Origin of the sequence: Dyella ginsengisoli LA-4, from assembly GCF_000334915.1 — a bacterium.
Classification (GTDB): domain Bacteria; phylum Pseudomonadota; class Gammaproteobacteria; order Xanthomonadales; family Rhodanobacteraceae; genus Dyella_A; species Dyella_A ginsengisoli_A.
Genome location: NZ_AMSF01000045.1, coordinates 1 through 12,270, shown reverse-complemented (window position 1 = coordinate 12,270; position 12,270 = coordinate 1). Strand labels below are relative to the sequence as shown.

Genomic DNA, 12,270 nt, shown 5'->3' with positions numbered 1-12,270 from the left:
CGGCCGCGGCGGCCCGCCTGCATGAGCTGCAGGCGGCCCGCGCCACGGCGCCTGCCGGCGCGGTCCCCGGCACCTACGAGCTCCGCGCCCCGATCGCCGGCCGCGTGCTGGAGCGCTCGCTGCAGCTGGGCGAGCCGGTGGCGATGTTCGCCAAGGCCTACGTGCTGGCCGCGGGCAGCCAGGTGATGCTGGAAATGCAGGTGCCGTCCCGCGACATGGCCACGTTGCGCCCCGGCCTGACGGTGCAGGTGGCCGGTGGCGCCGAGGGGCGGGTGAGCGAGATCGGTGGCGCGGTGGATCCGGCCAGCCAGACCGTGCGCGTGCGCGCCGAGGTCGACGGCGGCCGCCTGCTGGTCGGCCAGCAGACCCGCGCCACATTGCTTCTGCCCGCCCCGGCAGGCGCGGTGCGGGTGCCCTCCGAAGCGGTGGTCGAGCGCCAGGGCCAGGCCTGGGTCTACGTCGCCCGCGGCGGCGGTTACGTCGCCGTGCCGGTGCAGCGCCTGGCGCAGACCACCGGCGGCGAAAGCGTGGTGCTTGGCCCGGTCGCCGCCGGCAGCGAGCTGGTGGTGCGCGGTGCGGCACGCCTGGATGCCATGCCGGCCGGAGGCCAGTGACATGCTGCGCCGGCTGATCGAATTCTCGCTGTCGCAGCGCCTGCTGGTGCTGCTGGCCGCGCTGGCCCTGGCGGGCGGCGGCGTGTGGGCTTTCATGCGGCTGCCGATCGACGCCTACCCGAACATCGCGCCGACCCAGGTGAAGCTGATCCTGAAGGCGCCGGGCATGACGCCGGAGGAGGTCGAGGCGCGCGTGGTCACTCCGCTGGAGATGGAGCTGCTCGGCATTCCCGATGCGGTGATGCTGCGCTCCACCGCCAAGTACGCGATCGCCGACGTCACCCTCGATTTCCGCGACGGCACCGACATCTACTGGGCGCGCCAGCAGGTCGCCGAGCGCTTTGCCGCGGCGTCCGGATCGTTGCCGCCGGACATCTCCGGCGGCCTGGCGCCGATCGCCACGCCGCTGTCGGACATGTACATGTTCACCATCGAGGGCGGCGGCCTGAGCCTGGCAGAGCGGCGCACGCTGCTGGACTGGACCATCCGCCCGGCGCTGCGCACGATTCCCGGCGTGGCCGACCTCAACGCGCTCGGCGGTGAAGTACGCAGCTACCTGGTGGAGCCGGACCGCGCGCGCCTCTCCGCCTCCGGACTGCACTTCAGGGACGTGGTCGACGCGCTCGAGCGCAACAACCGCAACGACGGCGCCGGCCGCCTGCGCGACGGCGACGACGCCTTGATCGTGCGCGCCGAGGGTGCGCTGCGCAGCCTGGAGGACGTGCGCGAGGTGGTGATCGCCAGTCGCGACGGCGTGCCGGTGCGCGTGGGCGACGTGGCCGAGGTGCGCTATGGCGCGATGACCCGCTATGGCGCGGTCACCCGCGACGGCGCGGGCGAGGCGGTCGAGGGCCTGGTGGTCGGCCTGCGCGGTGCCGACGCGCAGCGTGTGGTGCAGCAGGTGCAGGCCAAGCTGGCCGAGCTCGAGGCCAGCTTTCCGCCCGGGGTGAAGGTGCAGGTGTTCTACGACCGCAGCGCGCTGATCGAGCGCGCCGTGGGCACGGTGAAGGACGCGCTGATCGAGGCCACCGTGCTGGTGGTGATCCTGCTGCTGCTGTTCCTCGGCGACGTGCGTGCCGCACTGGTGGTGTCGCTGACGCTGCCGATGGCCGCGCTGTGCACCTTCATGCTGATGCAGATGTTCGGCATGAGCGCCAATCTGATGAGCCTGGGCGGCCTGGCGATCGCCATCGGCATGCTGGTGGACGCGGCCGTGGTGGTGGTGGAGAACACCGTCAGCCAGCTGTCTCCCCAGGCCGGTGGAACGCAGCTGCCGCGGGTGCACCGCATCTACCGCGGGGTGGTCGAGGTGGCCAAGCCGGTCAGCGCCGGCATCGTGATCATCTGCCTGGTGTTCGTGCCGCTGCTGACCCTGCAGGGGCTGGAGGGCAAGCTGTTCGGGCCGGTGGCGCTGACCATCGTGTTCGCGCTGGCCTCCTCGCTGGCGCTGTCGATGACGGTGATCCCGGTGCTGTGCTCGCTGTTGCTGCGCGAACACGCGCACGGCGAGCCGTGGCTGATGCGGCAGATCGAGCGCGGCTACCGTCCGCTGCTGGACTGGTCGCTGGGCCACGGCCGCGCGATGGGCATCGGCGCCGGCGTGGTGCTGCTGCTCGGCGTGGGCGCCTACCTGGGCACCGGCAAGACCTTCATGCCGACCATGGACGAGGGCGACATGCTGGTGCAGCTGGTCAAGCAGCCGTCGATCAGCCTGGAGGCCTCGCGCGACCAGGACATGGCGATCGAGCGCGCGATCAAGGCGAAGCTGCCCGAGGTGGAGCACGTCATCGCGCGGCTGGGTTCGGACGAGCTGGGCCTGGATCCGATGGGCCTCAACGAGACCGACATGTTCCTGCAGCTCAAGCCCAAGTCGCAGTGGCGCGAGTCCAGCAACGCCTGGCTCGAAGATCAGCTGCGCGCGGTGATGGCCGACTTCCCCGGCATCGAGTACGGCTTCACCCAGCCGATCCAGATGCGCGTGTCCGAGATGCTCACCGGCAGCCGCGGCGACGTGGCGGTGAAGGTGTTCGGCCCGGACCTGTCCACGCTGAACCAGCTCGCCAACCGCATCGCGGCGATCATGCAGGCGACCCAGGGCAGCCAGGACGTGATCGCGCAGACGCAGGAAGGCGTGCGCTACCTGCGCGTGCGCGTCGACCGCATGCTCGCCGGCCGCTACGGGCTGGACGTGTCGGCGGTGCAGGACGAGCTGCGCGGCCAGCTGGAAGGGCAGGGCGCCGGCGTGGTGCTGGAGCAGCAGCGGCGCACGCCGCTGCTGGTGCGCGGCGCGCCGTGGGTGGCGCAGACGCCCGCGCAGTTCGAGCGCCTCAGCCTGGCCCGCGGTGATGCCGGCGAGGTGCCGCTGGACCAGCTGGCGACCATCGAGCCCGGTGCCGGCCCGGTGCAGGTGCGTCGCGAAAACGGCTCGCGCTTCGCGCTGGTGCAGGCCAACGTGGCCGGACGCGACCTGGTCGGCTTCGTCGAGGAGGCGCGCCAGCGCGTGCAGCAGCAGGTGCACCTGCCGGCTGGCTACTCGGTGATCTGGGGTGGCCAGTTCGAGAACCAGCAGCGCGCCGCCGCGCGCCTGGCGGTGGTGGTGCCGATCGCGCTGGGGCTGATCTTCCTGGTGCTGTTCTCCACCTTCGGTTCGGTACGCCAGGCGGTGCTGATCCTGTGCAACGTGCCGTTCGCGCTGGTCGGTGGGGTGATCACCCTGTGGCTCACCGGGCAGTACCTGTCGGTGCCCGCGTCGGTCGGCTTCATCGCGCTGCTCGGCATCGCCGTGCTCAACGGCCTGGTGCTGGTGACCCACTTCAACCAGCTGCGCGCCACCGGCCTGGCGATGGCCGAGGTGGTACGCGAGGGCGCGCTGCGCCGGTTGCGGCCGGTGATGATGACCGCCTCGATCACCGCGCTGGGGCTGGTACCGCTGCTGTTCGCCAGCGGCCCGGGCTCGGAGGTGCAGCGGCCGCTGGCGATCGTGGTGATCGGCGGCCTGGTCACCTGTACCGCGCTCACCCTGCTGCTGCTGCCCGTGCTGTTCCGTCGCTACGGCGAGTCGAAGGCCTGACCGGGCCGCAAGGAGATTCCCATGACGCTCATCCTCAAGCGGCTCACCATCCTCGCCGCACGTGAACTGGAAGAGACCCTGGTCGAGGCCCTGCTCGACCTGCAGCCGGCCCTGCCCGGTTTCACCACCGCGCTGGTGTCCGGCCACGGCGAGGGTTTCGCCCGCGCCACCGTGCAGGAAAGCGTGCGCGGCCGCATCGACCGCCTGCAGCTGTGGATCGTGCTGCCGGACAGCGACGTGCAGCGCGTGCTGGACATGCTGGCCGCGCGCTTCGCGCACAGCCGGATCCGCTGGTGGATCGAGCCGGTCGATGCGATGGGAGAGCTGGCATGAAGCGCGTGCTGCTCGTCCTCGCCCTGGCCGCCGCGCTGGTCGCGCCGGCCGCCCTTGCGCAACAGACCGTGCCGGACACCTCGCTGCCGCCGCAGGAGCTGGTGCTGAGCGTGATCCAGTCCACGCCGGAAGTACGCGCGGCGCAGGCACTGCTCGACCGCGCCGAGGCCGAGGCGCGCATGCGCCAGGTCGGTCCGCACGAGCCGCAGCTCACGCTGATCCCGCAGACCCGCCGCATCGACGGCGATCGCCGCTACCGCGAGTGGGAAGTCGATCTCTCCCGCGGCGTGCGCTGGCCGGGCAAGGCGCGGCTGGACCGGGAGATCGGTGCGGCCGGGCGCGAAGCGGCCAGCCTGGCATTCGAGGATGCGCACCATGCGGCGGCCCGTCGGCTGCTCGCGCTGTGGACGGACTGGCAGCGTGCCGCCGCGGCCGCCACCCTGCGCGAGGCCCAGCTGGCGGCATGGCAGCGTGAGCGCGCTGCGGTGAGCCGGCGCGTGCAGCTCGGTGACGCGGCCGCACGCGACCAGATCGCGCTCGATGCCGCGGTGGCGCAGGCCGAGGCGGCCGTGGCACAGGCGCAGGCCGACGCCGACACCGCGCGATTGGCGCTGTCCTCGGCGTTCCCCGACCTGCCATTGCCGGATCGCCTCCGCCTGCCGGCGGCGCCGACGCCGCTGGACGGCAGCGACAGTGCCTGGGTGGCACTGATCCAGCAGCGCAGTCACGAGATCGGCACCGCCGCGGCGATCGCCCGCAAGAAGGACGCCGAGGCGCGCCGCGCGCGGGCCGACCGTCTGCCGGATCCGCAGATCGGCCTGCGCATGATCAGCGACCGCGGCGGCCGCGAGCACGCCTTCGGCGTGACCGTGACCATGCCGCTCGGTGTCTCCTATCGCGCGGCCGAAGCGGCCGCTGCCGGCGCCGATGCGATGGGCGCCGAGGCCGAACTGGCGATGGTCCGCCGCGATGTCGGCCGCGACGCGCGCCAGGTGGTGACGCTGGCGCGCGCACGCTACGCGATCTGGCAGCGCCAGCAGCAGGCGGCGCTGGCGACCCGTTCCAGCGCCGACCGGGCCGCGCGCGGCTATGCGCTGGGCGAACTGGGCCTGGACGAAATGCTGATCGCGCAACGGGCCGCCCAGGAGGCGGAGCTGGCCGCCAGTCGTGCCGAGATCGACGCGATCGAATCGGTCACGCGGGTCAAGGTCGACGCCCACGCCGTGTGGCATCGCCACGATCCGGGCGACCACGACGAGGACATGCCGGCCGCCGCCGACACCAGTACCGACACCGGCACCGCTTCGCTGCTCCACCCGGCCCTGCCGGCGTTGCCGGCGGGCGGCTGATGGCGCAGGAACTTTCGTCGCCCCGGGCATTGACAGCGCCCTGCTGCAGCACAACAATCCGCGCGCCGTCCGGCGCGCTCGTGCCGGTACGCAACCCCAGTCCAACCAACCCAAGGCATATGGACGTCTACCCTAGTCGCAACGCCGACTCCCGCGAGCATCGGGTGCCGGCGTTGCAGAACAAGTCGAACGCCTGCGGCGACCGCCTGCGGTCGGCCGACGCTTTCCACTAGGAAACGTCCGGCCCACTCCCGACGGTGCAACAGGCACCGTAACCCGAGGAGATGGGCCCATGAAGCTCCTTCGCGATTCCTTCCGCTGGCGCGCCCTGTGTCCGCCGCTGTTCGGCGTGCGTTCCCGTGCCGAGCGCCGCTATACCGTCACCGTGCCGGCTCCGCGCAGCGCTTCCGCGCGTGTCGCCGAGCGCGCCGCCTCTGCTCCGTCCACGCTGCCTGGCCTGCACTGATGCGTTGCTGCGTCATCCGCAAGGGCTGGCCTCCGCCAGGCTCTCGGCAGCCGCGGTCGCAGACGCGATCGCGGCCACGTTCGCTTGTACCGGCAGCCAGCTGACACTCCCTTCCTGGCTTCCGGCGGAACGCAAACCTGCAACGACGGAAGCTTTCGCATGACCCGGCAGCCCCCTCTCCACGCGGCGCGCAAGACCGCGGGCAAGACCTCCCCGACCCCGACCATCGCGGCGGCCGCCGAAGCGTGGCGTCCGGTCGACGAGCTGTTCGCCACCCTCGCCACCGGCCTGGACGGCCTGGACGAGGACGCGATCCAGTCGCGCCTGCAGGCCGATGGCCCCAACGAGGTGTCGCACGAAAAGCCGCCGCACTGGTCGCGGCAGCTGCTGCACGCCTTCCTCAACCCGTTCATCATCGTGCTGCTGTCGCTGGCCGTGGTGCAGCTGGCCACCGACGCCAGCGACCTCACCGGCCCGGTGATCGTGATGGTGATGGTGGCGATCAGCGTGCTGCTGAGCTTCACCCAGGAATACCGCTCCTCGCAGGCGGCGGAAAAGCTCAAGGCGATGGTGCGCAATACCGCCAGCGTCACCCGCCGCGCCTCCGACGGCCACAGCGAGCGGATCGAGGTGCCGGTGGTCGAGCTGGTGCCCGGCGACATCGTGCACCTGGCCGCCGGCGACATGGTGCCGGCCGACCTGCGCCTGCTCGCCGCCAAGGACCTGTTCATCAGCCAGGCGATCCTCACCGGCGAGTCGCTGCCGGTGGAGAAGGCCGCGCCCAGCGGCCGCGACCTCCTCGATGCCGGCAGTGCCAACCCGCTGGAGCTGTCCAGCGTCTGCTACATGGGCACCAACGTGATCAGCGGCACCGCCACCGCCGTGGTGGTCGCCACCGGCAGCCGCACCTACCTCGGCTCGATTTCGCGCAGCCTCACCGGCCAGCGCGTGCAGACCAGCTTCGATCGCGGCGTGAAGTCGGTCAGCTGGCTGCTGATCCGCTTCATGGCGGTGATGGTGCCGATCGTGTTCGCGCTGAACTGGTGGGACAAGGGCAACTTCTTCGAGGCGCTGCTGTTCGCGCTGTCGGTGGCGGTGGGCCTGACCCCGGAGATGCTGCCGCTGATCGTCACCGCCAACCTCGGCAAGGGCGCGCTGGCGATGTCCAGGCGCAAGGTGGTGGTCAAGCGCCTCAACGCGATCCAGAACTTCGGCGCGATGGACGTGCTGTGCACCGACAAGACCGGCACGCTGACGCTGGACAGGATCGTGCTGGAGCGCCACCTGGATCTCGACGGCGAGGAATCCGACGAGGCGCTGGAGTTCGGCTACCTCAACAGCCGCTTCCAGACCGGCCTGAAGAACCTGATGGACAAGGCGGTGCTGGAGCACCGCGACCTCGAGCCCGCCGCCGGCATGTACCGGCTGGTGGACGAGATCCCGTTCGACTTCCAGCGCCGCCGCATGTCGGTGGTGCTCGGCGATGCCAGTGGCGATCACCTGCTGGTGTGCAAGGGCGCGGTGGAGGAGATGCTGGCGATCTGCGACCACGCGCGCATCGGCGGCGAACTGGTGCCGATGACGGCCGAGCGCCGCACCGCGATCAAGGACATGACGCGCGAGCTCAACCACGACGGCCTGCGCGTGCTGGTGGTGGCGATCCGGCAGCAGCCCGCGGCCGGGCGCGCCTACGGCGTGGCCGACGAGGCCGGGCTGACCGCGGTCGGCTGCCTGGCCTTCCTCGATCCGCCGAAGGACTCGGCCGCCACCGCGATCCGCGCGCTCAATCACCACGGCGTGGCGGTGAAGGTGATCACCGGCGACAACGAGGCGGTGACGCGCAAGATCTGCCGCGAAGTCGGGCTGGATGTCGAGCACTCGGCGCAGGGCAAGCACATCGAGCCGCTGGACGACGCGGCGCTGGACGCGCTGGTGGCGCGCACCACCGTGTTCGCCAAGATGTCGCCTTTGCAGAAGGCGCGGGTGGTGAAGTCGCTGCAGCGCCAGGGCCACACCGTGGGCTTCCTCGGCGACGGCATCAACGACGCGCCGGCGCTGCGCGAGGCGGACGTCGGCATCTCGGTGGATACCGCCACCGACATCGCCAAGGAGTCGGCCGACATCATCCTGCTGGAAAAGAACCTGATGGTGCTGGAGGAGGGCGTGATCGAGGGACGGATCACTTTCGGCAACATCATGAAGTACATCAAGATGACCGCCAGCTCGAACTTCGGCAACGTGTTCAGCGTGCTGGTGGCGAGCGCGTTCCTGCCGTTCCTGCCGATGCTGCCGCTGCAGATCCTGGTGCAGAACCTGCTGTACGACATCTCGCAGCTGTCGATCCCGTTCGACCGGCTCGACGAGGAGTACCTGCGTCGCCCACGCAAGTGGGACGCCAGCGACATCGGCCGGTTCATGGCCTGGATCGGGCCGATCAGCTCGATCTTCGACATCACCACGTTCTGGCTGATGTGGCGCGTGTTCGGCGCGAACTCCCCGGCGCAGCAGTCGCTGTTCCACTCCGGCTGGTTCATCGAGGGCCTGCTGTCGCAGACGCTGATCGTGCACATGATCCGCACTCGGCGCATCCCGTTCCTGCAGAGCATGGCCTCGGCGCCGGTGCTGGCATTGACCGCAGCGATCATTACGCTGGGCCTGGTGATCCCGTTCACCGTGGTCGGCGCCAAGCTCGGCATGGTGCCGCTGCCGCCGGCCTATTTCGGCTGGCTGGTGCTCACCCTGGTCAGCTACAGCGTGCTGACCCAGTTGGTGAAGCGGCTGTACATCCGCCGTTTCGGACGCTGGCTTTAGATCGCGGCGACCGGTCGCTTCAACCCGATGCGGCGTCAGCGCCTTCGGCGAAGCGCCGGGCGATCACCGCGCAGACCATCAGCTGCAGCTGGTGGAAGATCATCAGCGGCAGCACGATCCCGCCCAGCCCGCCGGGCAGCGCGACGAACAGGATCTTCGCCATCGGCACGCCGGTGGCGAGGCTCTTCTTCGAGCCGCAGAAGAACATCGTGATGCGGTCGGCGCGGGCGAAGCCCAGCCATCCTGAGCCGAACCAGCTGGCCAGCATCACCAGCGCCAGCAGCAACGCGTCGACGCCCAGCGTGGCGAGCAGCGCCAGCGGCGGCGTGGTCTTCCACAGCCCCTCCACCACTGCCGCACTGAAGGCGGTGTAGACCACCAGAAGGATCGTGCCCTGGTCGGTGTAGCGCAGCAGCGGCCGATGCCGGTCCACCCAGCCACCGATCCACGGGCGCAACAGATGCCCGGCGGCGAACGGCAACAGCAGCAGGGTGAGAATGCTCTGCACCGCGTGCCACGAGAAAGCGTGGCTACCGTTGTGCGCCACGACCGTCAGTCCCACCAGCAGCGGCGTGAGCACGGTGCCGATCAGGCTGGAGGTCGACGCACTGACCACCGCCGCCGGCACGTTGCCGCCGGCCATCGAAGTGAACGCGATCGACGACTGCACGGTCGAGGGCAGGGTGCACACGTAGAGCACGCCGAGGGTGAGCGCCGGCGTCAGCACCACGCCCATCAGTGGCCGCAGCAGCAGGCCGAGCAGCGGGAACAGCACGAAGGTGCAGGCGAATACGCTGGCATGCAGCCGCCAATGGGTCATGCCGTGCAGCACCGCCGCGCGCGAAAGCTTGGCGCCGTGCAGGAAGAACAGCAGGGCGATCGCCGCGTCGGTGACGCGATCGAAACCGGTGGCCCAGAGGCCACGGCAGGGCAGCAGCGAGGCCAGCGCGATGGTGACCAGCAAGGCCTGGGTAAACGGATCGATGGGCAGGCGGCGCATGCGCTCGTGATGGGCTTGGCAAAACCGCGAGTCTATCCGGCCGGTGGCTTGCCGCGCAGGCCGCATGCTGGCGCCAAAGCGCAAACCCTTGCGGGAGTCCTAGGAACTTTGGTCATACCCGCGCCATGTCGGCCTGCCATATAACGCCGCGCGGGGGAACTTCTTACATTGACGTAGGGGAAAGGGAGTCATGCAGAGAAAATCACGGATAGCTGGCAGCCTCGTGCTGGCCGGCGCGGTGTTCTGTACCCCGGCGCTGGCGACGATGCCGCTGCCGGACCACCAGGAATTCGGCGTTGCGTTGCAGGTGCCGTTCACGGCCTCGGCCACGCGCCCGATCACCCTGCACTTCGAGTACCCGGGCGCGGCGCCCGGAACGCCGATTGCCTGGGAAGTAGACGTGCTCGATGCCTCCGGCCAGGTGCGCCGGCACTGGCAGGGCAGCACCACCCTGGCCAGGGCACGCGACTCCCTGGTACGGATGAACTGGGACGGCCGCGATGCCCAGCACGCGGCGCTGGCCCCGGGCTACTACACGGTGCGCCTGCGCGCGCTGGCGATGGACGACACGGTTGTGGCGCGGATCGGCTCCGGCCTGGTCGGCCAGGCACTGGACCTGGCGCGGGCCAGGGCGCCCGAACTGATCGAGCAGCAGCGCTACGACGTGATGGTCGGCAGCGTGGCGAAGCCGGCGATGCCCGCCTTCCATGCGCTGCCGATGCATCGCCCGGCAACGCAGGCCAGCACCACCCAGGCCGTGACCATGCAGTCGGTGAGCACCACCGGCGGCCTGCCGTACACCATCTACTACGGCAACCTGCACAGCCAGACCAACCACAGCGACGGTGGCGGCGTGGTGTCCACCTGCAAGGACGCGCAGCCGCCGCAGAGCGCACCGTACGGCCCGGCCGACGCCTACCAGTACGCGATGAACGAAGGCCTGGACTTCCTGATGACGTCCGAGCACAACCACATGTACGACGGCTCGACCGGCACCAACAGCTCGGCCAACCCGACCACCGCGCACAACCTGTTCCAGTCGGGTCTGCAGGCGGCCAGCACGTTCAACGCCGCGCACGCCAACTTCCTCGCCATCTATGGCCTGGAGTGGGGCGTGATCAGCAACGGCGGTCACATGAACATCTTCAATACGCCGAGCCTGCTGGAGTGGGAATACAACAGCTCCAACCAGCTGATCGGCGACATCTACACCGCCAAGAGCGACTACGCCTCGCTGTACACGCTGATGCACACGAACGGCTGGATCGGCCAGTTCAACCACCCGGCCAGCTCGGGCCAGTTCGTGGTCAACGGCACCAACTTCGGCTACACCGCCGACGGCGATGCGGTGATGGTGCTGGCCGAGGTGCTCAACAGCTCCGCGTTCTCCCACAACACCACCGAGACCGAGACCAGCCGCACCAGCTACGAGTCGGCGTTCAACACCATCCTGGAGCGCGGCTACCACGTCGCCCCGAGTTCGGACCAGGACAACCACTGCGCCAACTGGGGCGCCAGCTTCACCAACCGCACCGGCGTGCTGTTGCCCAACGGCGCAGCACTGAACCTGTCGGATTTCCTCGACGCGCTGCGCGCCCGCCGCGTGTTCGCCACCGAGGACAAGACTGCGCAGATCGTGCTCACCGCCAACGGCCACGTGATGGGCGAGCGCTTCAGCAACTCCGGCCCGCTGACGCTCACCGTGAACTACGCCAGCAGCTCCGGCCACACCGCGCAGCGCGTGCAGGTGTTCGAGGGTGTGCCCGGCAGCAACGGCACGGTCAGCACGCTGTCGCAGACGGCGACCACCACCACCACCCCGAGCACCGGTGATCACTTCTACTACGCCAAGATCACCCAGGATGACGGCCTGCGCCTGTGGTCGGCACCGGTATGGGTGACCGAGGGTTCCGGCGGCGGCGACACCACGCCGCCGACGGTGAGCGCCTCGGAGAGCGGCAGCAGCGGCACGGTGACCCTGTCGGCCAACGCCAGCGACAACGTCGGCGTGACCAGGGTGGAGTTCTATGTCGACGGTGCACTGAAGGCCACCGACACCAGCTCGCCGTACGGCACCAGCCTCGACTCGACCACGCTGGCCGACGGCTCGCACAGCCTGGTCGCGAAGGCCTACGACGCCGCCGGCAACGTCGGTACCAGCAGCACGGTGAGCTTCAGCGTCTCCAATGGCAGCAGCGGGGGCGACACCACGCCGCCGACGGTGAGCGCCTCGGAGAGCGGCGGCAGCGGTACGGTGACCCTCTCGGCCAGCGCCAGCGACAACGCCGGCGTGACCAAGGTGGAGTTCTACGTCGACGGCGCGCTGAAGGCCACCGACACCAGCGCGCCGTACGGCACCAGCCTCGACTCGACCACGCTGGCCAATGGCTCGCACAGCCTGGTCGCCAAGGCCTATGACGCCGCCGGCAACATCGGCACCAGCAGCACGGTGAGCTTCAGCGTGTCCAACAGCACCGGTGGCGGCAGCACCGAGCTGATCGGCAACGGCGACTTCGAGAGCGGTGCCACGGTGTGGACCCAGACCAGCGGCGTGATCACCAGCAGCAGCAACGAGGCCGCCCACAGCGGCAGCTGGAAGGCCTGGCTGGACGGTTACGGCTCGCGCC

Annotated in this window: 8 protein-coding genes; 7 read left to right on the top strand and 1 reads right to left on the bottom strand. The window is 70.0% G+C overall.

Annotation, left to right across the window (positions count from 1 at the left end; genetic code table 11):
• The 6 genes from C693_RS21675 to mgtA all read left to right on the top strand — a co-directional run.
• Positions 1-614: efflux RND transporter periplasmic adaptor subunit (locus C693_RS21675; RefSeq protein WP_017462485.1), on the top strand; the 614-nt coding region annotated here is incomplete at its 5' end.
• Between the two features lies 1 nt (position 615).
• Positions 616-3,684, top strand: coding sequence for an efflux RND transporter permease subunit (locus C693_RS0111805; protein WP_017462484.1), 3,069 nt, complete (start codon positions 616-618; stop codon positions 3,682-3,684).
• A gap of 21 nt (positions 3,685-3,705) precedes the next feature.
• Entirely contained in the window at positions 3,706-4,017 is a 312-nt protein-coding gene (locus C693_RS0111800) for a DUF3240 family protein (RefSeq protein WP_017462483.1), read from the top strand.
• Positions 4,014-5,366 (top strand): TolC family protein, encoded by a 1,353-nt coding sequence (locus C693_RS21670; protein ID WP_017462482.1) that lies wholly within the window; start codon positions 4,014-4,016, stop codon positions 5,364-5,366. The genes C693_RS0111800 and C693_RS21670 overlap by 4 nt, the downstream gene beginning before the upstream one ends.
• Before the next feature lie 292 nt (positions 5,367-5,658).
• Positions 5,659-5,832, top strand: coding sequence for a hypothetical protein (locus tag C693_RS23725; protein WP_017462480.1), 174 nt, complete (start codon positions 5,659-5,661; stop codon positions 5,830-5,832).
• Positions 5,833-5,991: 159 nt separating this feature from the next.
• Positions 5,992-8,643 carry a magnesium-translocating P-type ATPase gene (mgtA, locus tag C693_RS0111780; RefSeq protein WP_017462479.1) on the top strand — a complete coding sequence of 884 codons (2,652 nt, stop codon included), beginning with the start codon at positions 5,992-5,994 and terminating at the stop codon, positions 8,641-8,643.
• Between the two features lie 19 nt (positions 8,644-8,662).
• Here mgtA and C693_RS0111775 read toward each other — a convergent pair whose 3' ends face one another.
• Positions 8,663-9,643: a bile acid:sodium symporter family protein gene (locus C693_RS0111775; RefSeq protein WP_017462478.1), complete on the bottom strand. Its 981-nt coding sequence runs from the start codon at positions 9,641-9,643 to the stop codon at positions 8,663-8,665.
• Between the two features lie 190 nt (positions 9,644-9,833).
• On the opposite strand from C693_RS0111775, the gene C693_RS0111770 reads away from it, so the two are divergent.
• Positions 9,834-12,270 (top strand): Ig-like domain-containing protein (locus tag C693_RS0111770; protein WP_026107370.1); only part of this gene is annotated, 2,437 nt, incomplete at its 3' end.